The following is a 25,877-nucleotide window of genomic DNA, read 5'->3' on the forward strand; positions in this document are numbered from 1 at the left end:
TTTACCTCATGGATAGCACTTATTCGCGTGGAGAAGATGTTGGGGTACCACTGGAATACCTGCCCTTATTAGGTTGAATCGCTCCAGTCCAGGTACATAAACCTGCGCCACGACACACCCGTTTTCGAAATCCAGCAGCGTTCTTTTGAACGCATGTAAACCAGTTGCTGCAAACCTCTCAAGGATGAACTCTACTTGCTCCTGCACAGATAAACGCTTCGGTGGGTCTAAACGTCTGCAGCTGAGCTCGGTGTTCCGGAGTACCTCAAGATTTATCAACGGCCGTAAGGTGGATGAGAAGCTAGCTAACGCGATGGCACTATGGTCAGTAGCTTTCTCAACTTCATCATATAGCGCCATGGTCTGATGAAGTTCAGTAGCGGCGCGTTCAATGGCGATTCGCGGGTCTACAGAGCATCCGCTGCCAAGCGGGCAGATTACGTATCTGCCGTCAGGTCGCTTGGGAATAGCCATAGCGAAATATACGCCCTGAATTGTTTGGGTAATGAGTATCTTCATGCGAGCGGCTAGGGTGCGAAATCTCGAGCCATCGGGAAATACTTCTCTCATTGGGGCCGCGTCAACTGACCGCAGCAGAATGGGATCGTATTGGCCGCAGAGGGACATGAGAATTTTAGACAGCATGTGCCGCTCAAGCACTTCGTTGAGTCCATGAAGGATTGCTTCACTTTCCGAGCAGCCGAAGGCAATCCCCGAGTTTGTCGAGTAGCGGCTTAGGTACGCGATTTCGGTTAACGAGGTATTGTGTTCCACCAGAGCTTCGTCTGGAAGTTGCATGATAGCGGGGACAGTGATGAGACGGCTATTCAAGATATCTTTGAATTCGACGCAGTCTATCGGTGCCTCGCTATCGGGCAAGTTAGCGAGGACGCCATCAAGCTTAATGGATGCCTGGTGACGTACTTCGTTGATACGGCGTGTAACCAGGCCCTTGGATGAACAGTGTTCCAACGCGTAGTGCTCAATACTTTCTGCCAACGCACCTAATTGGCAATGCTGACCCTTGCCTGCGCCTTCGGCCACTGCCGCGCCGCTGTCATCAATGAGTGTGCAGGTTGCAACCGATTTTGATGAGTCTATGTATTTCACTGACGGTATAAGAGATAAAGAAAATATCGCCTCACGGATCTTCTGCTCTGAGGTCGATACGGGGAATTCACGTTCAATCATTGGCGATGCTCCTTGAACAGGCTTGGGGTATTAACCCCAAACCTGCTTTACGGTTTTTTAATCAACCCTGTGAGTAAAACTGCGCCTCAACTGGCAAAAGAGCTCCCATTGCATTTTCACTTTGATTAAAAGGCATCATCGAAATTTCTGAGCGTTTACGTCCCATGTCTATTACTCCATAAGTTTACATAAGGGGTTTTGCAGTGCTCACGTCATTTGCCGTGAGTGATGTATTAATAACATTCGTTCAAAAACGTTCAAGTTCGTACGCGGCTTTAAATCTCTGATCGTTTCGTAGGAAGATTCAGCAGTGTCGTAGGTCAATATTGATAAGGTCCTGAATTAAGGCAGGTTTTTTCGTAGGAAATGAAGTTTTTAGGATCGCGCCTCCACATGGCAGATATACAAGTGGAATCTCTGCTGGACGCCAGAAAAGAGCCGTTTCTGCCCCAGCGGTTAATCACAGGAGATGCGGATGCCCTGCTGAGCCTTCCTAAAACTCCTGATCGATCACCCAAAACGCAGCGCGGGCAAGCGCGCTCCTACAGCTCGAATGTCTGTAGAAACGCGGTTGCCCGCGAAGGTGTCAGTCCAAATCCGACAGGTAAAACCCTACTCGTGGTTAACCGCCACGCCCTTCAAATACGAAGCCGGTTCCGCGCCCATGTTTTCCAGCAATTTGGCGCTGTACCAGTCGATGAAGTTCACCACGCCGAACTCGTAGGTCTTCGAATACGGCCCCGGCTGGTAAGCAACGGAGTTGATACCGCGCTGGTTTTCTTCGGCGAGACGGCGGTCCTGGTCGTTGGTGGCGTCCCAGACTTCACGCAGGCGCGCGACGTCGTAGTCCACGCCTTCGACGGCATCCTTGTGCACCAGCCATTTGGTGGTGACCATGGTCTCCTGTGCGCTGACCGGCCACACGGTGAACACGATTACGTGGTCGCCCATGCAGTGGTTCCAGGAGTGAGGCAGGTGCAGGATGCGCATCGAGCCCAGGTCCGGGTTCTGGATGCGGCCCATCAGTTTTTTGCTGCCCTGCTTGCCGTCCATCGTCATCGAAACAGTGCCTTTGAGCAGCGGCATGCGCACGATGCGGTTGCGCAGGCCAAAGCTGGCGTGGGCGAAGGGAATCTTTTCCGCTTCCCAGGCGGCGGCGGATGCAGCAACGTGGTCCTTGAAGGCCTGGTCGGCGCGCGGGTCAGTGACGTCGTCCCACTCCAGCAAGGTGTTCAGCAGTTCGGGGTGCGACGCATTGCAGTGGTAGCACTCGCGGTTGTTTTCCAGCACCAGCTTCCAGTTGGCTTTTTCAATCAAGGTGGTTTGCACCGCCACCTTGGTGTTTTCCATGTCGTACGGTTCCATGTAGTGGTTCAGCGTCTGCAGGAACGCGTCGATGGCAGGTGGATTGCTCGCCATGCTGATGAAGATGTACCCGCCCGCGACCTTGCAGTGCACCGGCTTGAGGCCGAACTGCTTCATGTCGAAGTCCGCACCCATCTCGGTCCCCGCGTACAGCAGGCGACCGTCGAGTTCGTACGTCCACTGGTGGTAAGGGCAAACCAGCTTGGCGACCTTGCCTTTTTCCTTGGTGCACAGGCGAGAGCCGCGGTGGCGGCAGACGTTATGGAATGCATTGATCGATCCGTCCGGCGCGCGCACGACCAGGATCGGGTTCTTGCCAATTTGAAGGGTGAGGAAGTTGCCCTTCGCCGGCACTTCGCAGGTCATGCCCGCGATCAGCCACTCTTTCTGAAAGATTTCCTGCATGTCGATTTCAAACAGCCGCTCATCGCTGTAGAAAGGCTGCGGCAGCGAGTAAGTCCGCTCTCGGGTATGCAGCATCTCGGCAGTCGCCTTGCGCGCAGGTTCCAGCGGATCGCCCAAGCTCAGAGTTGCGGTGACGTCCATCTTTCAAGTCCTCAGGCCGCGCTTTGCGCAGTCTACGAATGTGGCTGATACGGTGGGTGTGTAGCGAAGCACGCGAGGCGGCAGTGATTTCTGACGCTCAGGCCGATGGATAAAGAATCTGTAATGAATTGATGGCGAGTGTGGAGCCGGGCGCGACCTGAACCTTATCCATGGGCGACATGGCCGAATCCGTTTCCGACGGCCCGACCCCTATAGACCGGGGCTGGTCGCCATAAGTATGTGAATGTCGCTGATAGGTAAATAGGCGGCTCGCGCGTTACGCAGAATCGCCACCATAAGAGGCCGACCGTCGGCCGTGGAGAGTGAGTATGTCCCAGAGTTTCCTCAGCCCGGTCAATACCCAGACGTGGGCCAACGGCCGCCATCTGGTGCGGGTCGTCAAAGTGATCCAGGAAACCTGGGACGTGCGCACGTTCTGCTTCATGGCCGATCAGCCGATTCTGTTCTTCTTCAAGCCCGGCCAGTTCGTCACCCTGGAGCTGGAAATCGACGGCGCGCCGATCATGCGCTCGTACACCATCTCCAGTTCACCCTCGGTGCCGTACAGCTTCTCCATTACCATCAAGCGCGTGCCCGGCGGCAAGGTTTCAAACTGGCTGCATGACACGTTGCACGAAGGTCAGGAGCTGGCGGTGCACGGCCCGGTGGGTCTGTTCAACGCCATCGACTTCCCCAATCCGAAAATCCTCTACCTCAGCGGCGGCGTCGGCATCACGCCGGTCATGTCCATGGCGCGCTGGTACTACGACACCAACGCCAACGTCGACATGGTCTTCGTGCACAGTTCGCGCTCGCCCAAGGACATCATCTACCACCGCGAGCTGGAACAGATGGCGTCGCGAATCAATAACTTCGCCCTGCACATCGTTTGTGAAAAGCACGGGCTGGGTGAGCCGTGGGCGGGTTATCGCGGTTATCTGAATCAGAAGATGCTCGAACTGATGGCACCGGATTTCATGGAGCGGGAAGTGTTCTGCTGCGGACCGACGCCGTACATGAGTGCGGTGAAGCGGTTGCTTGAAGCCAACGGTTTCAACATGGCGCAGTACCACGAAGAATCCTTCGGAGCGACGCCACCGGAAGCCCGCGCCGACGCCGTGGAGCACGCCGAACAGGCCGCCGATGCGCCGGATCTGGATGTTGCTGAATTAAATCAGGTTGAATTCACTGATACCGGCAAGAGCATCCGCGTAGCACCTGGGGAAACCGTCCATGCAGCGGCTGCCAAGCTCGGCCTGATGATTCCCAAAGCGTGCGGGATGGGCATCTGCGGGACGTGCAAGGTGATGAAACTGAGCGGGGAGGTCGAGATGGAGCACAACGGCGGCATCACCGATGACGACGTGGACGAAGGCTACATCCTGGCGTGCTGCAGCGTGCCGAAGGGGGATGTGCGGATTGAGTATTGAGGTCTGACGCGGGCGTCGAACTCTCCCCGCGTCTTGATGAGCCGACCCGGTTTCGAGTCGGCTCTGTAACGTCTTTTAAACTTTGAAGCGCGCAACCATCCCGTTCAAATCCACAGCCAGACGCGACAGCTCGTTGCTCGCTGCGCTGGTCTGATTGGCGCCGGTGGCGGACTGAGTCGACAGGTCGCGGATGTTGACCAGGTTGCGGTCCACTTCCCGTGCGACTTGGGCCTGCTCTTCCGCCGCGCTGGCGATGACCAGGTTGCGTTCGTTGATTTCCACAACGGCGCTGTTAATGGTGTCCAGCGCAAGGCCGGCGCCTTTGGCGATGTTCAGGGTGGATTCCGCACGCTCGGTGCTGCTGCGCATGGAGTTCACGGCCTGTTCGGTGCCGCCCTGAATGCTGCCGATCATACGCTCGATTTCGCTGGTCGATTGCTGGGTGCGGTGGGCGAGGGCGCGAACTTCGTCGGCGACCACCGCAAATCCGCGACCGGCTTCACCCGCGCGGGCAGCTTCGATGGCGGCGTTGAGGGCCAGCAGGTTGGTCTGATCCGCCAGGCCGCGAATCACATCCAGCACCTTGCCGATGTCACGGGACTCGTCCGCCAGATTGCCGATCAGCGTGGATGTGCTTTGCACGTCAGTGCTCATGCGTTCGATGGCGGTGACGGTTTCCTGCACCAGATCACGGCCATCGCTGGCGGACGTCGTAGCGTTCTTCGACGCTTCCGAGGTGCTCACAGCGTTGCGTGCGACTTCTTCCACGGCGCTGGTCATTTGGTTAACCGCAGTGGCGGCCTGTTCGATTTCGTCGTTTTGCTTGGAGAGGCCGCGCGCGCTTTCGTCGGTGACAGCGTTCAGCTCTTCGGCGGCCGAAGCGAGCTGGGTCGCTGAACCGGAAATACGCTGCAGGGTGTCGCGCAACTTGGACTGCATCTTCAGCATCGCGGCCAGCAAACGGCCTGCTTCGTCGGTTCCGTCCACGTTGATGGTGCGCGTCAGATCGCCTTCGGCAATGTCTTCAGCGGCGTTCAGTGCCGAAGCGATAGGTCGGGTGATGCTGTTGGTGAGCAACCAGGCGAACAACACGGTCAGCACAGTGGCAATGATAAGCAGCGTGACGACCATCGTGAACGCGGTCGAATACTGTTGAGTGGCCGTCGCACTGGCTTCATTGACCTGTTGGGTATTCATCTCAATCAGCTTGGCGAGCACCACGTTCATCTGGTCTGAGTTGGTCTGCAGATCGGCGCTGAGCAAACGGGTCAGCTCGGTCATATCGTTGGCCTGACTCAGCGTCTTCATACGGCTTTCAAGCTGGCGGTAGTCGTTGAGCAACTTGACGTACTGGTCGTAGGCCGACTGCTCTTCGGGCGCGGAAATCATCTTGGCGTAGATTGTCCGGGCGTCGTCGATCTGCTTGTTGCGCATGGCAAACAATTCAGTGGTTTTCTGCAGCGTGTCGGGGTCGCGGTTGAGCATTAGGCGATAGGACAGAACACGCAGGCGAATGCTGCCCTCGGTCAATTTATCCAGCGCCTTGATGCTCGGCATGCTTTTGCTGGCCATGGCAACGTTGGCGTTGTTGATTTTGTTCATTTGCGACAGAGCGAACACGCCCAGAATCAGCATCAGGAGGCCGATGACGGCAAATCCGAGAAAAGCGCGGGGCGCTATATTCAAATTACGTAGGGACATTACGGTTCCAGGGCGGCCGCGATCCATGCGAGGCGAGAGATAGAAGTGTCAGAGATGCATGGGTTATCGGTCGGCCCTGTGGGGACTTGATGCCACTGGTCTACGCTGTGCGGTTATGTCGCAGCCGGGTGATCTGACGAACAGCAGGAACAAGACCGTAAAAACGTAGTCAATCAGGGCCGTTATGCGTTTGCGGAATAGAGTGGTAGAGATGCTTGTTGGTCGGTGTAGCGGCTTGGATGCCCTGATTTCACTGGTAGCTAAAGTGACTTTTCTTTATCGTACGCGCCCTTTGAAATTTGCCTGAGATATCAAAATGTTGGAAGCATCCCTAAGCCAGTTGGAAAAGCTCGTCAGTGACCTGGTACAGCACAATCAGGAGCTGCAGAACACGAACGCGCGACTCGCCGAAGAGTTGAAGCAAGCCAGGGATGACAACGACAGTCTGCAGTTGAGTCTGATGGAGCAAGAAGAGAAACAGGGTGCGACGGCTGCGCGCATTCAGGCGCTGGTTGACCGCGCCACCAGTGCCAGCGCGGTTGACGCATGATCACGGATCAGGACGGCGCCAAGGTTATTTCCATCCTTGGCAACGACTACACGATCAAGGCACCTGCCGGCCAAGAGCAGACCCTGATGGATGCCGTGTCGATGCTGAAATCGGCATTGTTCGAAACCAAGCGCAGTTACCCGACGCTGATCGGCGATCGTCTGCTGGTGCTGGCGGCGCTGAATCTGTGCTCGAAGCAGATCGAACTCAAGCAGCAACACGCCGAAGCGCTTAGCCGTTATGAAGACAAGGTCAGCGCTACGGTCGAGGTGATCGAGAAGGTTATTGCTCAGGGGTGAGGCACCGGTTCAGTCCATCTGCAGGCTGCGGATGGGCTGCACCTACCAGTGAAGAGTAAGCCGCTTTCAGCTCCCCATCACCAACCGAATGTCCGCTGCCAGTTCCCGCACTCGGGCCTCTTCGGTGTCCCACGAGCACATGAAGCGCGCGCCGCCATTGCCGATGAAGGTGTAGAAGCGCCAGCCCCTCGCGGTCAACGCAGCAATGGCCGCTTCCGACAGTTGCAGGAACACGCCGTTGGCCTGCACCGGAAACATTAATTCAACGCCCGGAATATCTTTCACCAGATCCGCCAGCAACTGTGCGCAGCTGTTGGCGTGGCGTGCGTGCTTGAGCCAGGCGTCGTTTTCCAGCAAACCCACCCAAGGCGCTGACAAGAAGCGCATCTTCGAGGCCAGTTGACCGGCCTGCTTGCAGCGGTAGTCGAAGTCTTCAGCGAGCTTGTGGTTGAAGAACAGAATCGCCTCGCCCACTGCCATGCCGTTTTTGGTGCCGCCGAAGCACAGTACGTCAACGCCAGCCTTCCAGGTCAGCTCGGCAGGCGAGCAACCGAGAAACGCACAGGCATTGGCAAAGCGGGCGCCGTCCATGTGCAGGTTCAGGCCCAGCTCCTTGCAGGTCTCGCTGATGGCTTTGAGCTCTTCCGGCTGATACACACTGCCCACTTCCGTGGCCTGGGTCAGCGTGACGACGCGGGGTTTTGGATAGTGGATATCGGCGCGTTTGAGCGCGACTTCCCGGATGGAATCAGGCGTCAGCTTGCCGTTCTCGCTGCGTGCGGTCAGCAGTTTGGAGCCGTTGGAGAAGAATTCCGGTGCGCCGCATTCGTCCGTTTCGACGTGGGCGGTTTCCGAGCAGATGACGCTGTGGTAACTCTGGCAGAGCGATGACAGTGCCAGGGAGTTGGCCGCCGTGCCGTTGAAGGCGAAAAACACCTCGCAGTCTGTTTCGAACAACTGACGGAATTGATCGGCCGCGCGCGCGGTCCACTGGTCGTCGCCATAGGCACGCTGGTGTCCGTGGTTGGCTTGCTCCATGGCCGCCCACGCTTCCGGGCAGATTCCCGAATAGTTGTCGCTGGCAAACTGCTGGCTTTGGTCTGACATGGCCGCTTCCCTGTAATCGAAGGCTGCGACTGTAACCAAAGTTGATCGGTTTGGTCATGCATTCTTGCGTCAGAAAATTCAGCCAGACAGCGAAGCAATATGAGCGAACCGAAATCAATGACCACACCCGGGCGGAATCGCGCGCTGGACCTGCTCAAGTGGCTGGCGATGCTAAGCATGGTGATGGATCACCTGCGCTATGTCGGCTGGCACGCCAATTGGCTGTACGTGCCGGGGCGTCTGGCGTTCCCGTGGTTTTGCCTGGCGATCGCGGTCAACGTCGTACGCACTGGCCGGCACGATGTGGAGGCTTCGATCAAGTGGAAATACCTGACGTGGCTGGCGGTGTTTTCCGTGGTCGCGGAGCTGCCATACCGGATTTACATGGCCGGTGAGGTCACCACGCTCAATGTGCTGCCTACGCTGGCTTTGGGTTTGCTGGTCGCGCAGGGTGGATTGAGTCGCTCATGGCCGGCGAGGGTCTTGGGTATCGCTGCCCTGGCGATGGGTGTTCTGTTTGGGTCGCAATTGATGTTCGGCATGTACGGGGTGTTGCTGCCTCTGGCGTTTGTGCTCGTGCTGCGCACTTCCATATGGCTGGCGATTGTGCCGGGGATCGTCTGTTTATTGAGCAACGAGTGGCCGAAGATTATCGACGGCATGCTATGGGGCGACCCGATTTCCATCGGCGCGCTGGTGGCCTGTTTGCTGGCGCCACTGTTGGGGTTAGCGATTCTGCGCGGGCGCCCGGCATTCGGAGTGTGGCCGATGCGGCGGTGGGCGTACCTGATTTATCCAGTGCATTTTTTGCTGCTGTTCGGGGTACGGCAGCTCATTGAATGACGGTGATGTGGCAGACAGGTACTCAGCGTGTGCGCCCTTGGTTTTGCGTTGTGACCTCCGACGCCCTCCCGGCTAAAGCCGGTCCTAACGATCGCGCGCATATCTTCCGTGGGAACGGCTTCAGCCGGGAAGAGGCCTGTGTGAGCGCCGTCGATTTCGCGGTTTCGCTGTAGACAAACCGTCGTCCCCGCCCGTATCTTCCGCCTCAGGCCACCGCAGTGGCCAGCGTCGCTCGGACGGTTCCGGGCGCTTACGTCTTCAGAGGTTTCCATGGCAGACCAAGGTTCGCCGCGCCGTTTTGCGCGCATCGATCGACTCCCCCCTTACGTGTTCAACATCACCGCCGAGCTGAAAATGGCTGCGCGTCGTCGTGGTGAGGACATCATCGACCTGAGCATGGGCAACCCCGATGGGGCAACGCCGCCGCACATTGTCGAGAAACTGGTCACCGTCGCCCAACGTGAAGACACTCACGGCTACTCGACTTCGCGTGGCATCCCGCGTCTGCGTCGGGCGATTTCCAGCTGGTACAAAAAACGCTACGACGTGGACATCGATCCCGAAGACGAGGCTATCGTCACCATCGGCTCCAAAGAGGGCCTGGCGCATTTGATGCTCGCTACGCTGGATCAGGGCGACACGGTTCTGGTGCCGAACCCCAGTTACCCGATTCACATCTATGGTGCCGTTATCGCCGGCGCTCAGGTGCGCTCCGTGCCACTGGTGCCAGGCGTGGACTTTTTCGCTGAACTGGAAAAAGCCATTCGCGGCTCGATCCCCAAGCCGAAGATGATGATCCTGGGTTTCCCGTCCAACCCGACCGCCCAATGTGTCGAGCTGGATTTCTTTGAGCGCGTCGTTGCCCTCGCCAAACAGTACGACGTGCTGGTGGTTCACGACCTGGCCTACGCCGACATCGTCTACGACGGCTGGAAAGCTCCGTCGATCATGCAGGTGCCGGGCGCCAAGGACATCGCCGTCGAATTCTTCACCCTGTCCAAGAGTTACAACATGGCGGGCTGGCGCATCGGCTTCATGGTCGGCAACCCCGAGCTGGTCAACGCCCTGGCGCGGATCAAGAGCTACCACGACTACGGCACGTTCACGCCGCTGCAAGTGGCCGCCATCGCCGCGCTGGAAGGTGATCAGCAATGCGTGCTCGACATCGCCGAGCAGTACCGCCAGCGCCGTAACGTGCTGGTTAAAGGCCTGCACGAACTGGGCTGGATGGTCGAAAACCCGAAAGCGTCGATGTACGTCTGGGCCAAGATACCCGAGGCTTACGCACACTTGGGATCGCTGGAATTCGCCAAGAAACTGCTCGCCGAGGCCAAAGTCTGCGTTTCGCCTGGTGTCGGTTTTGGTGAATATGGCGATGACCACGTTCGCTTTGCGCTGATCGAGAATCAGGATCGCATCCGTCAGGCCGTGCGGGGTATTCGCAGCATGTTCCGGGCTGACGGATTGGTTACGCAAAAAGCCTGAATGTCGTCACTCATTTGCCGAGGTCATGACCTGACCTCGGCACATCCGGCAGCGGCATACGCTTGAGGATCGGCGATGACGCTGATTCGGGACGAGTGGTGATGCCATAGACGATCGACAGCTCGTTGGATCCGCTTTCTACATAGTAATCACCGGGCGCGGCACATCGGATTGCTTCGGCTTCCGTGACGGTTGTTGAGTAGCTGCGCCCTTCAACGGTGCGAATGTTGACCGAGACTTGGCGGTCTTCAGACACTCTGAAAGTCCTGTCCATCACAATGTCTTCTTCAGAGGGGCTTGCGTGAAAAGTCGAGCCTTTGGGAAGGTACAGCGCAAGATCCGATTCGACAGACTGCGGTGCCGCGATGGGTGGTATTTCCCATAGATAGATGTCGGCGACCAGCTCAGCGTTCGGATAGGAAATGATCTTGAGAATGACCGAATAGTAACCGCCGTCCTGGTGAACGATGTCTTGGGGGGTGGCATAAAGCCTGGCGTCACTCACTGAAACAGTGGACGAAAGAACTACATCCGAATCTTCGACGTAGACGGCAAGCAGCGCCTCAGACTCGCTCAGTTCCCGAATAATCCTCAGTTTGACCGAGCCTTCTATATCCACCGTATGAAACACGCCTTGAGTCAGAAAGAGCAGCAGCTCCGTAGCGGGTCCCTGCCGACAGACGTTTTTCCCCCTTAGCTTTTTCCATAACTGCGGAGTTAGCGTATGCGACCTTGCGATTGTGCCCATGATCATTCCCTTGAGTGAGTGGCTGTCAGCCGTTCCGTTGGCTCAAAAGTAAGCCCGTCATTGCTATTTGAATACTGTCAGTTTTGACAGTCCCCGTGCCCATTGGGCTGAGGTGTTGCGGCGTGCCGAGGATTCGCGGCGGGCTCAGGACCGACAGTCTGCGGCGCGCAGAGCCGCGCAAATCCCGCTCCCCGTTAACCCATGTCGTAAACGCGCCTTTGTGTGGCGCGCGCAGGCATCTGGGCTGTCAGCGTCAGCCATACCATCGTGGCCAAAGGGCAGTTCAAGGCCCTGTCGATCATTCAGGCGCCGCGCCGCCGCTGGGAGAACCGCGATGTTCAGCAAGCAAGACCAGATCCAGGGTTATGACGATGCACTGTTGGCGGCAATCAGTGCCGAGGAGCAGCGTCAGGAAGACCACATCGAGCTGATCGCCTCGGAGAACTACACCAGTAAGCGCGTGATGCAGGCCCAGGGCAGCGGCCTGACCAACAAATACGCCGAGGGTTATCCCGGCAAGCGTTACTACGGCGGTTGCGAGCACGTCGACAAGGTCGAGCAACTGGCGATCGATCGCGCCAAGCTGCTGTTTGGTGCCGACTACGCCAACGTCCAGCCGCACTCCGGTTCGTCGGCCAACAGCGCGGTTTACCTGGCGCTGCTGCAAGCGGGCGACACATTGCTGGGGATGAGCCTGGCCCATGGCGGTCACCTGACCCACGGCGCCAAAGTGTCGTCCTCGGGCAAGCTGTACAACGCCGTTCAATACGGCATCGACGTTGCCACCGGCATGATCGATTACGACGAAGTCGAGCGACTGGCCGTCGAGCACAAACCGAAGATGATCGTGGCCGGATTCTCGGCCTACTCCAAAACCCTGGATTTCCCGCGCTTTCGTGAGATCGCCGACAAAGTGGGCGCGCTGCTGTTTGTGGACATGGCTCACGTGGCCGGTCTGGTCGCTGCCGGTTTGTACCCGAACCCGCTGCCGTACGCCGATGTGGTGACCACCACCACGCACAAAACCCTGCGCGGCCCCCGTGGCGGGTTGATCCTGGCCAAGGCGAACGAAGAGATCGAGAAGAAGCTCAATTCCGCCGTGTTCCCGGGTGCCCAGGGCGGCCCGCTGATGCACGTGATTGCCGGCAAGGCCGTGTGCTTCAAGGAAGCCATGGAGCCCGGTTTCAAAGCCTATCAACAGCAAGTGATTGATAACGCCCAGGCCATGGCGCAGGTGTTCATTGATCGCGGTTACGACGTCGTGTCGGGCGGGACCGACAATCACCTGTTCCTCGTCAGCCTGATTCGTCAGGGCCTGACCGGGAAAGACGCCGACGCGGCGCTGGGTCGAGCGCACATCACCGTCAACAAGAACGCCGTCCCGAACGATCCGCAATCGCCGTTCGTGACGTCGGGCCTGCGCATCGGCACCCCTGCGGTGACCACGCGCGGTTTCAAAGTTACCCAGTGCATCACGCTGGCCGGCTGGATCTGCGACATTCTCGACAATCTCGGCGACGCCGATGTCGAGGCCAATGTCGCCGAGCAGGTCGCCGCGCTGTGCGCCGATTTCCCGGTTTACCGCTGAGTCAGGAGTCGCACCATGCAGCATTACTCGGGCTTCGGCCTCTTCAAACACTCCCTCAGCCACCACGAAAACTGGCAGCGCATGTGGCGCACGCCGACCCCGAAAAAGGTCTACGACGTGGTCATCGTCGGCGGCGGCGGACACGGTCTGGCGACAGCCTATTACCTGGCGAAAGAGCACGGCATCACCAACGTGGCCGTGGTCGAAAAAGGTTGGCTGGGCGGCGGTAATACCGCACGCAACACCACCATCGTGCGCTCCAACTACCTGTGGGACGAATCCGCGCACTTGTACGAACACGCGATGAAACTGTGGGAAGGCCTGTCCCAGGACATCAACTACAACGTCATGTTTTCCCAGCGCGGCGTATACAACCTGTGCCACACCCTGCAGGACATGCGTGATTCCGAGCGCCGCGTCAGCGCCAACCGCCTCAACGGTGTCGACGGCGAGCTGCTCAACGGCAAGCAAGTGGCTGAAGAAATTCCGTACCTCGACTGCTCGAAAAACACCCGTTACCCGATCATCGGCGCAACGGTGCAGCGTCGCGGCGGTGTCGCGCGTCATGACGCCGTGGCCTGGGGCTACGCCCGTGCCGCTGATGCGTTGGGCGTGGACTTGATTCAGCAGACCGAAGTGACCGGCTTCCGCAAGGAAAACGGCGTGTGCATCGGCGTCGAAACCAACAAGGGCTTCATTGGCGCCAAACGCGTCGGTGTGGTGACGGCAGGCAACTCCGGCCACATGGCCAAGCTCGCTGGCTTCCGTCTGCCGGTGGAATCCCATCCGTTGCAGGCGCTGGTGTCGGAGCCGATCAAGCCCATCATCGACAGCGTGATCATGTCCAACGCCGTACACGGTTACATCAGCCAGTCCGACAAGGGCGACCTGGTGATTGGTGCCGGCATCGACAGCTGGGTCGGTTACGGCCAGCGCGGCTCTTACCCGGTGATCGAACACACCATTCAGGCCATCGTCGAGATGTTCCCGGTGCTCTCGCGGGTGCGCATGAACCGCCAGTGGGGCGGCATCGTCGACACCACGCCGGACGCCTGCCCGATCATTTCCAAAACGCCTGTCCCGAACATGTTTTTCAACTGCGGTTGGGGCACCGGTGGCTTCAAGGCCACCCCGGGCTCGGGCAACGTGTTTGCCGCCAGCCTGGCCAAGGGCGAGATGCACCCGCTGGCCAAACCCTTCTCAATCGACCGGTTCCACAACGGCGCGTTGATCGACGAACACGGCGCTGCAGCCGTAGCCCACTAACAGAGGACTTTTCCCATGCTGCATATCTTCTGTCCTCACTGTGGCGAACTGCGCTCCGAAGAGGAATTCCACGTCTCCGGTCAGGCTCACATCCCGCGTCCGCTGGACCCGGCCGCCTGCACAGACGAGGAGTGGGGCGACTACATGTTCTTCCGCGACAACCCGCGCGGTCTGCACCACGAACTGTGGATTCACGCAGCGGGCTGCCGTCAGTACTTCAACACCACGCGTGACACCGTGACCTACGAAATTCTCGAAACCTATCCGATCGGCACGCAGCCGCAGTTCGTCAATCCGGCGCCCGCAATCAGAAAGGGGGATCAGGTATGAGCCAGTCCAATCGCCTGCCCAACGGCGGCCGCATCGATCGCAGCAAGGTCCTGAATTTCAACTTCAATGGCCAGACGTACCAAGGCTTCGAAGGCGACACCCTGGCCGCCGCCTTGCTTGCCAACGGCGTCGACATCATTGGTCGCAGCTTCAAGTATTCCCGTCCTCGCGGCATCTTTGCGGCAGGTTCCGAAGAGCCGAATGCCGTGCTGCAGATCGGCGCCACCGAAGCCACGCAGATCCCCAACGTGCGCGCCACGCAACAGGCGCTTTACTCGGGCCTCGTCGCGACCAGCACCAACGGTTGGCCGAGCGTGAACACCGACATGATGGGCATCCTCGGCAAGGTCGGCGGCAAGCTGATGCCGCCGGGCTTCTACTACAAAACCTTCATGTACCCGCAGTCGTTCTGGATGACCTACGAGAAGTACATCCGCAAAGCAGCGGGCCTCGGGCGTTCGCCGACCGAGCTGGATCCGGACACCTACGACAACATGAACCAGCACTGCGATGTGCTGGTGGTCGGCGCCGGCCCTGCAGGTCTGGCCGCCGCACTGGCCGCTGCGCGCAGCGGTGCTCGGGTCATCCTGGCGGACGAGCAGGAAGAATTCGGCGGCAGCCTGCTGGACAGCCGCGAAAGTCTGGACGGTAAACCGGCAGCGGAATGGGTAGCGACGGTGGTGGCCGAACTCAAAGGCCTGCCCAACGTGACCCTGCTGCCGCGCGCCACGGTGAACGGCTATCACGACCACAATTTCCTGACCATTCACGAGCGGCTGACCGATCACTTGGGCGATCGCGCGCCGATTGGCCAGGTGCGTCAGCGCATGCACCGGGTTCGCGCCAAGCGCGTGGTGCTGGCGACCGGCACCCACGAGCGTCCGCTGGTTTACGGCAACAACGATGTGCCGGGCAACATGCTGGCCGGCGCGGTCTCTACGTACGTGCGTCGTTATGGCGTGGCGCCGGGCAAGAAACTGGTGCTATCAACCAACAACGATTACGCCTATCGCGTGGCGCTGGACTGGCTTGACGCCGGCCTGCACGTGGTCGCCGTTGCCGACGCGCGTCACAACCCGCGCGGTGCGTTAGTGGAAGAAGCCCGCGCCAAAGGCATTCGGATCCTGACCGGCAGCGCCGTGGTGGAAGCCCGTGGCAGCAAGCGTGTCAGTGCCGCCCGCGTGGCCGCCATCGACGTCAAAGGCCACAAGGTCGCCAGCCCTGGCGAATGGCTCGACTGCGATCTGGTCGCCAGCTCCGGTGGCTACAGCCCGATCGTTCACCTGGCTTCGCACCTCGGCGGCAAGCCGGTCTGGCGCGAGGACATCCTCGGCTTCGTGCCGGGCGACGCGCCGCAGAAACGCGTCTGCGTCGGCGGTGTGAATGGCGTTTACGCCCTCGGCGACTCGCTGGCCGACGGTTTTGAAGGCGGTGTTCGTGCCGCCAGTGAAGCCGGTTTCAAACCGGTCGAAGGCGTACTGCCCAAAGCCCTGAGCCGTGTGGAAGAACCGACCTTGGCGCTGTTCCAGGTACCGCACGAAAAAGGCACTGCGCGGGCGCCGAAGCAATTCGTCGACCTGCAGAACGACGTCACCGCGGCGGCCATCGAACTGGCGACCCGCGAGGGATTCGAGTCCGTCGAGCACGTCAAACGCTACACCGCGTTGGGTTTCGGTACCGATCAGGGCAAGCTCGGCAACGTCAACGGCCTGGCCATTGCGGCTCGCTCGCTGAACGTGTCGATCCCGGAAATGGGCACCACCATGTTCCGCCCGAACTACACGCCGGTGACCTTCGGCGCCATTGCCGGGCGTCACTGCGGTCACGTCTTCGAGCCTGTGCGCTTCACTGCGCTGCACGCCTGGCACGTGAAGAACGGCGCTGAATTCGAAGATGTAGGGCAGTGGAAACGTCCGTGGTACTTCCCGAAAGCCGGTGAAGACATCCACGCCGCCGTGCGCCGCGAATGCAAGGCCGTGCGCGACAGCGTCGGCCTGCTGGACGCATCGACGCTGGGCAAGATCGACATCCAAGGCCCGGATGCCCGGGAGTTTCTGAACCGCATCTACACCAACGCCTGGACCAAGCTCGATGTGGGCAAGGCGCGTTACGGCCTGATGTGCAAGGAAGACGGCATGGTCTTCGACGACGGCGTCACCGCCTGCATCGCCGACAACCACTTCATCATGACCACCACAACCGGCGGCGCCGCACGCGTGCTGCAGTGGCTGGAAATTTATCAACAGACCGAATGGCCGGACCTGAAGGTGTACTTCACCTCCGTCACCGACCACTACGCGACCCTGACGCTGTCGGGCCCGAACAGCCGCAAGCTGCTCAGCGAAGTGACCGACATCGACCTGGGCCGTGAAGCGTTTCCGTTCATGACCTGGAAAGAAGGGCTGGTGGGCGGAGTACCGGCGCGGGTGTTCCGGATTTCGTTTACCGGAGAGCTCTCCTACGAGGTGAACATCCAGGCCGACTACGCCATGGGCGTTCTGGAAAAAATCGCCGAAGCGGGCAAGCAGTACAACCTGACCCCGTACGGCACTGAAACCATGCACGTCCTGCGGGCCGAGAAGGGCTTCATCATCGTCGGCCAGGACACCGACGGTTCGATGACCCCGGACGATTTGAACATGGGCTGGTGTGTCGGCCGTACCAAGCCGTTCTCGTGGATCGGCCAGCGTGGCATGAACCGTGAGGACTGCGTGCGGGAAGATCGCAAGCAACTCGTCGGACTTAAGCCAATTGATCCGAACAAGTGGCTGCCGGAAGGCGCGCAACTGGTGTTCGATCCGAAGCAGTCGATCCCGATGAAGATGGTCGGCCACGTGACGTCGAGTTATGCGGCGAACTCGCTGGGCTATTCGTTCGCGATGGGTGTGGTGAAGGGCGGGCTGAAGCGCATGGGTGAGCGAGTGTTTGCGCCGCTGGCGGATGGGTCGGTGATCGAGGCGGAGATTGTGTCCTCGGTGTTCTTCGATCCGAAGGGTGATCAGCAGAACGTGGAGTAAGTCTTGGCTTGCTTACACCCCTGTGGGAGTGAGCTTGCTCGCGATGGCGTGAGATCAGGCATACACCTGGTGACTGATACACCGCGATCGCGAGCAAGCTCACTCCTACGGGAACGTGTTCACTGAAACAACAGAATTCAACACAGGTGCTCTATGACCACAGCCAACGTTTACCAACAGCGGCCAGCGACCGAGGCCAAAGCCGAGTCGCCGCTGTTTCATGCTGACCTTCAGAGCCTGATTGGCAAGGGCCGCAGCAATCCGGGCGTCGTGCTGCGGGAGAAAAAACTGCTTGGCCACCTGACCATCCGTGGCAATGGCCACGACCCGGCGTTCGCGGCCGGCGTGCACAAGGCGCTGGGCATGGAACTGCCGGGCGCGCTGGCGCTGGTCTCCAGCGGCGATAGCTCAATCCAGTGGCTGGGCCCGGACGAGTGGCTGCTCATCGTGCCGACCGGTGAAGAATTCGCCGCCGAGCAGAAGCTGCGCGAGGCGCTTGCCGGTTTGCACATCGCTATCGTCAACGTCAGCGGCGGGCAATCGTTGCTGGAGCTGACCGGCCCGAAGGTCCGCGAAGTGCTGATGAAGTCCACCAGCTATGACGTGCACCCGAATAATTTCCCGGTGGGGAAGGCCATCGGCACGGTGTTCGCCAAATCGCAGCTGGTGATCCGCCGTACCGGTGAAGAGACCTGGGAGCTGGTGATCCGCCGCAGCTTTGCCGATTACTGGTGGCTGTGGCTGCAGGACGCGAGCGCGGAGTATGGTTTGGGCATCGCTGCCTGATTCCGGATTGACGACACGACCTGTGCTGATCGTTCCCACGCTCAGCGTAGGAACGCCGCCTGTGATGCTCCGCGTCACTCGACAATGGACGCGGAGCGTCCTGAACCGCATTCCCACGCAGAGCGTGGGAACGATCAAGGAATACCTATGAGCCGCGCCCCCGATACCTGGATTCTGACCGCCGACTGCCCCAGCGTGCTGGGCACGGTGGACGCGGTGACGCGTTACCTCTTCGAGCAGGGTTGCTACGTCACCGAGCACCATTCGTTCGACGACCGGCTGTCCAGCCGCTTCTTTATTCGCGTCGAGTTCCGCCAGCCGGAGGGATTTGACGAGTCGTCTTTCCGTGCCGGCCTGGCCGAGCGCGGCGAATCCTTCGGCATGATCTTCGAGCTCACGGCCCCGAATTACCGCCCGAAAGTGGTGATCATGGTCTCCAAAGCCGACCACTGCCTGAACGATCTGCTCTACCGCCAGCGCATCAATCAGCTGTCCATGGACGTGGTTGCTGTCGTCTCCAATCACCCGGACCTCGAACCACTGGCGCGCTGGCACGACATTCCCTACTACCATTTCCCCCTCGACCCCAACGACAAGCCGGCCCAGGAAGCCAGGGTGATGAAGGTGATCGAAGACACCGGCGCCGAACTGGTGGTGCTTGCCCGCTACATGCAGGTGCTGTCGCCGGAGCTGTGCCGCAAGCTCGATGGCAAGGCGATCAATATTCATCACTCGCTGCTGCCAGGCTTCAAGGGCGCCAAGCCTTATCACCAGGCGTACAACAAGGGTGTGAAACTGGTCGGCGCGACGGCCCATTACATCAACAACGACCTCGACGAAGGGCCGATCATCGCCCAGGGCGTCGAAGTGGTCGACCACAGTCACTACCCCGAAGACCTGATCGCCAAGGGCCGCGACATCGAAGGCCTGACCCTGGCACGCGCGGTGGGTTACCACATTGAGCGCCGGGTGTTTCTCAACGCCAACAGGACGGTGGTGCTGTAGGTGGTAGCTGCAAGCTTCAAGCTTCAAGCCGCAAGAAAAGGCGGTGTTCACACTTCTTGCGGCTTGTAGCTTGCCGCTCGAAACCCGATCCACTCTCTATCCAACAATAAATAAAGAGGTGATGGCATGTCTGGTAATCGTGGTGTGGTGTATCTCGGCGCAGGCAAGGTCGAAGTACAGAAAATCGACTATCCCAAGATGCAGGACCCGCGCGGCAAGAAGATCGAGCACGGGGTGATCTTGCGCGTGGTTTCCACCAACATTTGTGGTTCCGATCAACACATGGTGCGTGGCCGAACGACGGCCCAGGTTGGCCTCGTACTGGGTCACGAAATCACCGGTGAAGTGATCGAGAAGGGCAGCGACGTCGAGAATCTCAAGATCGGCGATCTGGTGTCCGTGCCGTTCAACGTCGCCTGCGGCCGTTGCCGCTCCTGCAAAGAACAACACACCGGCGTCTGCCTGACCGTTAATCCGGCCCGTGCCGGCGGTGCCTACGGTTACGTCGACATGGGCGACTGGACCGGCGGGCAGGCCGAATACGTGCTCGTGCCCTACGCCGACTTCAACCTGCTCAAGCTTCCCGATCGCGACAAGGCGATGTCGAAGATCCGCGACCTGACCTGCCTTTCCGACATCCTGCCGACCGGCTACCACGGCGCAGTGACTGCCGGCGTTGGCCCGGGCAGCTCGGTGTACATCGCCGGCGCCGGTCCCGTGGGGCTTGCCGCTGCTGCCTCGGCCCGCTTGCTGGGCGCTGCAGTTGTGATCGTCGGTGACGTCAACCCGGTGCGTCTGGCGCACGCCAAGGCGCAGGGTTTTGAGATCGCCGACCTGTCCAAAGACACCCCGCTGCACGAGCAAATCGCCGATCTGCTGGGTGAGCCCGAAGTGGACTGCGCCGTCGACGCTGTGGGCTTTGAAGCGCGCGGTCATGGCCATACGGGCGCCAAGGCCGAGGCACCGGCCACCGTACTCAACTCGCTGATGGGCGTGGTTCGCGTTGCTGGCAAGATCGGCATTCCCGGCCTTTACGTAACGGAAGACCCGGGCGCCGTGGACGCTGCCGCCAAGGTGGGCGCGCTGAGCATTCGTTTCGGCCTGGGCTGGGCGAAATCCCACAGCTTCCACACCGGCCAGACACCGGTCATGAAGTACAACCGTCAACTGATGCAGGCCATCATGTGGGACCGCATCAACATCGCCGATGTAGTGGGCGTGGAAGTCATCAGCCTCGACGATGCCCCGCGCGGTTATGGCGAGTTCGATGCCGGTGTGCCGAAGAAATTCGTCATCGATCCGCACAAACTGTTCAGCGCCGCGTGATCCTCTGACGCTCACAAAAGGCGACCTTCGGGTCGCTTTTTTTATGTCCGACGTAGGGCTCTAACCCGACATTTGTAGGGCGTTTCTGAAAATGGTTGAGGAGCGCTTGAATTGCGTTCCTGCTTGTTTCAGCTGCCTTTTCTCCGTGCTATTTGTCCGGCCGGTTTTTTCAGGTGGCGGGTCATGCATGGTTGTCAGGTGGGTTAGAACATCGATTCATTTCCTCGTCGCAATGCCGCTGCTCTGGCTGCCGGCGACGTTGGCAAGCGCTCACCTGGAGCCCTTTTCGTCGGGCTGGGCTTCCTCGGAAATGTTCTTTGAAAATCCGAATGCCTGCATCTGGGCCGGGGTCGACCCGCCGGTCTGCGAGGCAGGATACCGCGCTGCTTACCGACAGCATGTGCGAGTGGCGCCGACCTACCGTGAGCTGGCGGACTGCGAGGCGGACTTCACCCCGGGTGAGTGTTTCGCGGCCGACGTTTCCCGGCTCTGGTCGCCCTGGCTGTCCGGTTTCGCGATCATCACCCAGGTTCAGCTGACATCCACCGGGGGTAGCCCCGACTCCCAGGTGCGCCTCTTCAGTGAACCGCTCTATCGCGGCGCCGATCATCAGGGCGGCACGCGCTTGATCAGCCTGCGCGAGAAGCTTAACAACGGCGAGCATTTCGATAAGGCATTCATTCGCCACCGGCTCCTGCAGGCGGGTTCGACGGCTGCAGATCAACGGTTGGCGCGGACCTTCGAGCCGCAGCGGTTGTTTTATGTCAGCAAACCCTGAGGCCCTGCGTGGAACTTCCCTTCGAGGGGCGGTCCAACGCGTGTTTACCCGGCCATGGCCGGTCTCCCGGAAAACGAGGTTGTTGCGATGAAAGTTTCACTGAAAAACGTACGCGGTGCTGCGCTGGCGAGCCTGATGGCGCTGGCAGCCACGCCGGTCTTCGCTTTCAATCTGAATGACGCGGCCAATGCTGTTGCCAATGCCACCGGCGGCCAGCAAAAGGCAACCGCCGCGCCTGAAGCAGCCGGGCTGTTGAACACGCTGGGCACCCAGTTGAACGTCACACCGGAGCAAGCGGTTGGCGGCACTGGAGCCTTGTTGGGGCTGGCCAAAAACAAGCTCGCCGGCAACGACTATTCGCAACTGAGCAAATCAGTGCCAGGCCTCGACCAGCTGGCCGGCACATCAGCCCTTGGTAGCCTAAGTGGTCTGGGCGGACTGTTGGGTAATTCCGGGAGCAGCAACTCTGCCCTGGATAGCGCACTGGGCAACGTGCAGAGCATGGGCGACGTGAACAAGGCGTTCAGCGCGCTGGGCATGAACAGCAGCATGGTCAGCCAGTTCGTGCCGGTGATTCTGCAATACCTCGGTCAGCAAGGCGCCGGTGGTTCGGCGTTGCAGGCGTTGAGTGGCGTCTGGGGCGCCAAGTAATTGAGTTGCCGCGCCCCTGCAAAAGGGGCGCTTGTTGCCAAGAAGTGGTGCTAGGAAATCAGGCCGCGTAACTCGGCAATTCGCGCATCCTTCTCTTCCCAAAGCCTGTTGACCCAGTCCTGCACGTACACGCGGAACACCGGGTCATTCTCGTAATCGCCCTGCCACAGCGCAGGGTCGAGTTCGCGGGTCTTGATGTCGACGATCACCCGCGGCACGCGTCCTGATAGCAAGTCCCAGAACCCCGGGATGCGCTTGCTGGGATACACGACCGTCACATCGAGCACCGCGTCCAGTTGCTCACCCATCGCCGCCAGCACAAATGCGACGCCGCCCGCCTTGGGCTTGAGCAAGTAACGATAGGGCGAAGCCTGCTCGGCTTTCTTGGCCGGGGTAAAGCGCGTCCCCTCCAGGTAATTCACCGCCGTCACCGGCTGACGTTTGAACAGTTCGCACGCCTCGCGGGTGATTTCCAGATCCTTACCCTTGAGCTCGGGATGCCTGGCCAGAAACGCTTTCGTGTAGCGCTTCATGAACGGGTAATCGAGCGCCCACCACGCCAGCCCCAGGAACGGCACCCAGATCAGCTCTTTCTTGAGGAAGAATTTGAAGAACGGCGTACGTCGATTCAGCGCCTGCACCAGCGCCGGGATGTCGACCCAGGACTGGTGGTTGCCGATGACCAGGTAGGACGTGTCGCCACGCAGGCCTTCGTCGCCGCGGATTTCCCACTGGGTCGGCAGGCAAATTTTGAAAATCAGCTTGTTGATCTCACACCAGGTCTCGGCGATCCACATCACCGCCGCCGAGCAGTTGTCACGCATCTCACTCTGGAACACCAACTTGAGCAGAGCAAAGACCATCAGCGGGCCGATCAGCACCAGCGTATTGAGCAGAAGCAGCAACGTGACGGCAATTCCGGTGAGCAGGTGACGCATAAGGCACTCGCGGTCGACAGGGTGGCGCGCAATGATAAGCAGGCCGGGCGCCTGGCGCAAAATCCCCGGCGATACCGACGAATGTTTCACGCCGTTTTCGGTACGCTTCCCATTGCCTGCACCGCGACTGCCCGGTGCTGCAGTTCCGGGCGCGAACCATCGGCAAAGTTATGGTCTAAACCGGGCACGCCCGACCGCTCATCCATCACGAGGAAAATGTGACGTGAAATCCCTTCTGGCGCTTATGTCTTTGCTGGCGTTGCCTGTCATGGCTGCCGAACCGACGTTGTACGGTCGTTACGAATACATTCAGGTCTCGGAGATCGGCGAGACGTTCAAAGCCAAAATGGACACCGGCGCGTTGACCGCATCGCTGTCGGCCAAGGACATCGAACTGTTCAAGCGCGATGGCGATGACTGGGTGCGCTTCCGTCTTGCGACCAAAGACGCCGACAGCAAAGTGTACGAGCACAAGGTTTCGCGCATCAGCCGAATCAAGGGCCGTTCCGAAGGCGACGATGAAGAAGAACCGGCTGACCCGACCAAGCGCCCGGTCGTGGACCTCGAACTGTGCCTGGGCAACGTCAAGCGCACCGTTGAGGTCAACCTCGTCGACCGCAGCCACTTCAACTATCCCTTACTGATTGGCGCCAAGGCCCTGCGCGAATTCGGCGCGGCGGTTAACCCGGCCCGTCGGTATACGGCGGACAAGCCTGAGTGCTGATTGACGGGCGGGACTGATATCCGGCACCGTTCCGGCTTTACGCCACGTGCTCGGATGCCATGCCCCACATTCTCATTGTCGAAGATGAAGCCGCCATCGCCGATACCCTCATCTATGCCCTGCAGGGCGAGGGTTTCACCACTGCGTGGCTAACGCTGGGACAGGCGGCCGTCGACCTGCAACGCGAGACGCCCGCCGACCTCATCATCCTCGACATCGGCCTGCCCGATATCAGCGGCTTCGAAGCCTGCAAACAACTGCGTCGGTTTAGCGAAGTACCGGTGATGTTTCTGAGCGCCCGTGATGGTGAAATTGATCGCGTGGTGGGGCTGGAAATCGGCGCGGATGACTACGTCGTCAAGCCGTTCAGCCCGCGTGAAGTCACTGCACGGGTCAAGGCCATCCTCAAACGAATCGCGCCTCGAATCGACGCCAATCCCCCCACCGGCCATTTTTCGGTGGATGCCCAGCGCGTGCTGATCAGCTATCGCGGCCAGCCCATGAGCCTGACGCGTCACGAATTTCGCCTGTTGCGCTGTCTGCTCGAGCAACCAGGACGGGTGTTTAGCCGAGAGCAGTTACTCGATGCGGTCGGCGTTGCCAGCGATGCCGGCTACGAGCGCAGCATCGACAGCCATATCAAAAGCGTCCGCGCCAAGTTGCGGGCGATCGTCGCCGAGGCCGAGCCGATTCAGACCCATCGCGGGCTCGGCTACAGCTACAGCCCGGATCACAGCTGATGCGGCTGGGCCTGCGGATTTTTCTGGTCTATGCGCTGTTCATTGGCCTGACGGGGTATTTCGTCCTCAACACGGTGATGAAAGAGGTGCGCCCCGGCGTTCGGCAATCCACGGAAGAGACGTTGGTGGACACCGCGAATCTTCTTGCCGAGGTGCTGCAGGCCGACGTTAAAGCGGGCACCTTGAGCCAGAGCCGCTTCCCGCAAGTGCTCACGGCCTATGGGTTGCGACAGCCGGACGCGAAGATCTGGGGCATGCCAAAGAATCAGGTCAATAACCGCGTGTATGTGACCGACGCCCACGGCATTGTTTTGCTCGACTCCAGCGGAGAAGCTGTGGGGCAGGATTATTCACGCTGGAATGATGTGTTTCTCACCTTGCGTGGCCAATATGGCGCGCGCTCGACCCGCAGCGATCCTCAGGACCCTAACTCATCGGTCATGCACGTGGGCGCGCCGATTCGCGACGGTGACCGCATCATCGGTGTCGTGACCGTGGCCAAACCCAATAGCTCGCTGCAGCCTTACGTGGACCGGACAGAGCGGCGTCTGCTGTATTACGGCGCGGGGCTGATCGTTCTGGGGTTGATGTTCGCTGCGTTGCTGTCGTGGTGGGTGAGCAGCGCGCTGCGTCGATTGACCGAATACGCCCAGGCCGTGAGCGAAGGGCGCCGCGTCGAGCTGCCCCGGTATCGAGGCGGCGAGCTGGCGCAGTTGTCTGCAGCCGTCGAGCACATGCGCACACAGCTGGAAGGCAAGGACTACGTCGAGCGCTATGTGCACACCCTCACCCATGAACTGAAAAGCCCCCTTGCTGCGATCCGCGGCGCTGCCGAGCTGTTGCAGGGCGACATGCCCGCCGATCAGCGGCAGCGCTTCGTCAGCAACATCGATAACGAAAGCGCGCGCGTCCAGCAGTTGATCGAACGGCTGCTGAATCTGGCCATGGTCGAACAACGCCAGGGACTGGAAGAGCGCGTCCTGGTGCCACTTGCCGGGCTGGTCGAGGACACGCTGGCGGCGCAGGCCGCGCGCATCGAGCGCAAGGGTTTGATCGTCGAACGGCTGATTACGGCTGAGGTGTTTGTGACTGGGGAGCGCTTTCTGTTGCGCCAGGCGTTCTCCAATTTGCTCGACAACGCGCTGGACTTCACGCCAGACGGAGGCACGTTGCGCTTCAGCGCCGAGCGGGAGGGCGAGCGCGTGAACGTGCTGTTTTTCAACAGCGCCGACCCCATTCCCGAATACGCACTGCTTCGCCTGAGCGAGCGCTTCTATTCCTTGCCCAGGCCCGACAGTGGCCGCAAAAGCACTGGCCTTGGGCTCAACTTCGTTGAAGAAGTGATGCAGTTGCATGGAGGGGAAATGCAGATACGGAATGTTGCAGGCGGGGTGATGGTGGTGTTGCAGCTGCGAGTAACGCTGCGATAAAACAAGCCGGTCCGTTAACGTTGTAGACCTGGA

At 59.9% G+C, this 25,877-nt stretch carries 23 protein-coding genes; 17 read left to right on the forward strand and 6 right to left on the reverse strand.

Features of this window, described 5'->3' with window-relative positions; translation table 11 throughout:
• Window positions 1-6: 6 nt before the first annotated feature.
• Entirely contained in the window at window positions 7-1,191 is a 1,185-nt protein-coding gene (locus IFT47_RS13820; protein ID WP_192173179.1) for a YcaO-like family protein, read from the reverse strand.
• Window positions 1,192-1,803: 612 nt separating this feature from the next.
• Window positions 1,804-3,102, reverse strand: a complete 1,299-nt coding sequence (gene gbcA, locus IFT47_RS13825) for a glycine-betaine demethylase subunit GbcA (RefSeq protein ID WP_192173178.1) — start codon at window positions 3,100-3,102, stop codon at window positions 1,804-1,806.
• A gap of 329 nt (window positions 3,103-3,431) precedes the next feature.
• Here gbcA and gbcB point away from each other — a divergent pair, with 329 nt between their 5' ends.
• A complete protein-coding gene (gene gbcB, locus IFT47_RS13830; RefSeq protein WP_192173177.1) occupies window positions 3,432-4,532 on the forward strand; it encodes a glycine-betaine demethylase subunit GbcB in 1,101 nt (366 codons plus the stop codon).
• A 75-nt stretch (window positions 4,533-4,607) separates the two neighbouring features.
• Here the strand turns inward: gbcB and IFT47_RS13835 are convergent, their stop codons facing one another.
• On the reverse strand, window positions 4,608-6,233 hold the full coding sequence (locus tag IFT47_RS13835; RefSeq protein WP_192173176.1) for a methyl-accepting chemotaxis protein: 1,626 nt from the start codon (window positions 6,231-6,233) through the stop codon (window positions 4,608-4,610).
• 316 nt (window positions 6,234-6,549) lie between these two features.
• On the opposite strand from IFT47_RS13835, the gene IFT47_RS13840 reads away from it, so the two are divergent.
• The gene (locus IFT47_RS13840) at window positions 6,550-6,783 is read left to right on the forward strand and encodes a hypothetical protein (RefSeq protein ID WP_192173175.1); all 234 of its coding nucleotides are present in this window, start codon (window positions 6,550-6,552) and stop codon (window positions 6,781-6,783) included.
• The gene (locus IFT47_RS13845) at window positions 6,780-7,082 is read left to right on the forward strand and encodes a cell division protein ZapA (RefSeq protein ID WP_065991262.1); all 303 of its coding nucleotides are present in this window, start codon (window positions 6,780-6,782) and stop codon (window positions 7,080-7,082) included. Before IFT47_RS13840 ends, IFT47_RS13845 begins: the two co-directional genes overlap by 4 nt.
• Before the next feature lie 66 nt (window positions 7,083-7,148).
• Here IFT47_RS13845 and IFT47_RS13850 read toward each other — a convergent pair whose 3' ends face one another.
• Complete coding sequence (locus tag IFT47_RS13850; RefSeq protein WP_192173174.1) at window positions 7,149-8,189, reverse strand: threonine aldolase family protein; 1,041 nt, start codon at window positions 8,187-8,189, stop codon at window positions 7,149-7,151.
• A 99-nt stretch (window positions 8,190-8,288) separates the two neighbouring features.
• Between IFT47_RS13850 and IFT47_RS13855 the strand changes: the two genes are divergently transcribed.
• Together IFT47_RS13855 and alaC are read left to right on the forward strand one after the other, a co-directional pair.
• The gene (locus IFT47_RS13855) at window positions 8,289-9,032 is read left to right on the forward strand and encodes a TraX family protein (RefSeq protein ID WP_192173173.1); all 744 of its coding nucleotides are present in this window, start codon (window positions 8,289-8,291) and stop codon (window positions 9,030-9,032) included.
• Window positions 9,033-9,302: 270 nt separating this feature from the next.
• Complete coding sequence (gene alaC / locus IFT47_RS13860) at window positions 9,303-10,517, forward strand: alanine transaminase (protein WP_192173172.1); 1,215 nt, start codon at window positions 9,303-9,305, stop codon at window positions 10,515-10,517.
• Between the two features lie 10 nt (window positions 10,518-10,527).
• Here alaC and IFT47_RS13865 read toward each other — a convergent pair whose 3' ends face one another.
• Window positions 10,528-11,265, reverse strand: a complete 738-nt coding sequence (locus IFT47_RS13865) for a hypothetical protein (RefSeq protein ID WP_192173171.1) — start codon at window positions 11,263-11,265, stop codon at window positions 10,528-10,530.
• Between the two features lie 334 nt (window positions 11,266-11,599).
• Between IFT47_RS13865 and glyA the strand changes: the two genes are divergently transcribed.
• The 9 genes from glyA (at window position 11,600) to IFT47_RS13910 (ending at window position 22,012) form a co-directional block, all read left to right on the forward strand.
• Complete coding sequence (gene glyA / locus IFT47_RS13870; RefSeq protein ID WP_192173170.1) at window positions 11,600-12,853, forward strand: serine hydroxymethyltransferase; 1,254 nt, start codon at window positions 11,600-11,602, stop codon at window positions 12,851-12,853.
• Between the two features lie 15 nt (window positions 12,854-12,868).
• On the forward strand, window positions 12,869-14,119 hold the full coding sequence (locus IFT47_RS13875; RefSeq protein WP_192173169.1) for a sarcosine oxidase subunit beta family protein: 1,251 nt from the start codon (window positions 12,869-12,871) through the stop codon (window positions 14,117-14,119).
• 15 nt (window positions 14,120-14,134) lie between these two features.
• Entirely contained in the window at window positions 14,135-14,449 is a 315-nt protein-coding gene (locus tag IFT47_RS13880) for a sarcosine oxidase subunit delta (protein WP_074886785.1), read from the forward strand.
• Complete coding sequence (locus tag IFT47_RS13885) at window positions 14,446-17,466, forward strand: sarcosine oxidase subunit alpha (RefSeq protein ID WP_192173168.1); 3,021 nt, start codon at window positions 14,446-14,448, stop codon at window positions 17,464-17,466. Before IFT47_RS13880 ends, IFT47_RS13885 begins: the two co-directional genes overlap by 4 nt.
• Window positions 17,467-17,619: 153 nt before the next feature.
• Window positions 17,620-18,252 (forward strand): sarcosine oxidase subunit gamma, encoded by a 633-nt coding sequence (locus tag IFT47_RS13890; protein WP_192173167.1) that lies wholly within the window; start codon window positions 17,620-17,622, stop codon window positions 18,250-18,252.
• A gap of 147 nt (window positions 18,253-18,399) precedes the next feature.
• The gene (gene purU, locus IFT47_RS13895; protein ID WP_122536486.1) at window positions 18,400-19,257 is read left to right on the forward strand and encodes a formyltetrahydrofolate deformylase; all 858 of its coding nucleotides are present in this window, start codon (window positions 18,400-18,402) and stop codon (window positions 19,255-19,257) included.
• Between the two features lie 126 nt (window positions 19,258-19,383).
• Window positions 19,384-20,583: a formaldehyde dehydrogenase, glutathione-independent gene (gene fdhA, locus IFT47_RS13900; RefSeq protein ID WP_192173166.1), complete on the forward strand. Its 1,200-nt coding sequence runs from the start codon at window positions 19,384-19,386 to the stop codon at window positions 20,581-20,583.
• A gap of 91 nt (window positions 20,584-20,674) precedes the next feature.
• Window positions 20,675-21,361, forward strand: a complete 687-nt coding sequence (locus IFT47_RS13905; RefSeq protein WP_192173165.1) for a DUF1190 domain-containing protein — start codon at window positions 20,675-20,677, stop codon at window positions 21,359-21,361.
• A gap of 87 nt (window positions 21,362-21,448) precedes the next feature.
• Window positions 21,449-22,012: a DUF2780 domain-containing protein gene (locus tag IFT47_RS13910; RefSeq protein ID WP_192173164.1), complete on the forward strand. Its 564-nt coding sequence runs from the start codon at window positions 21,449-21,451 to the stop codon at window positions 22,010-22,012.
• Window positions 22,013-22,062: 50 nt separating this feature from the next.
• Here the strand turns inward: IFT47_RS13910 and IFT47_RS13915 are convergent, their stop codons facing one another.
• Window positions 22,063-22,950, reverse strand: a complete 888-nt coding sequence (locus tag IFT47_RS13915) for an acyltransferase (RefSeq protein WP_192173163.1) — start codon at window positions 22,948-22,950, stop codon at window positions 22,063-22,065.
• Window positions 22,951-23,173: 223 nt separating this feature from the next.
• Here IFT47_RS13915 and rloA2 point away from each other — a divergent pair, with 223 nt between their 5' ends.
• From rloA2 to creC, 3 genes are read left to right on the forward strand one after another with little or no spacing between them, the layout of a single operon-like run.
• Window positions 23,174-23,674, forward strand: a complete 501-nt coding sequence (gene rloA2, locus IFT47_RS13920) for a retropepsin-like aspartic peptidase RloA2 (RefSeq protein WP_133775519.1) — start codon at window positions 23,174-23,176, stop codon at window positions 23,672-23,674.
• 59 nt (window positions 23,675-23,733) lie between these two features.
• Window positions 23,734-24,414, forward strand: a complete 681-nt coding sequence (creB, locus tag IFT47_RS13925) for a two-component system response regulator CreB (RefSeq protein ID WP_192173162.1) — start codon at window positions 23,734-23,736, stop codon at window positions 24,412-24,414.
• Window positions 24,414-25,844 (forward strand): two-component system sensor histidine kinase CreC, encoded by a 1,431-nt coding sequence (gene creC, locus IFT47_RS13930; protein ID WP_192173161.1) that lies wholly within the window; start codon window positions 24,414-24,416, stop codon window positions 25,842-25,844. Before creB ends, creC begins: the two co-directional genes overlap by 1 nt.
• Window positions 25,845-25,877: the final 33 nt, after the last annotated feature.

Origin of the sequence: Pseudomonas sp. CFBP 13711 (assembly GCF_014842265.1) — a bacterium.
Lineage (GTDB): Bacteria > Pseudomonadota > Gammaproteobacteria > Pseudomonadales > Pseudomonadaceae > Aquipseudomonas.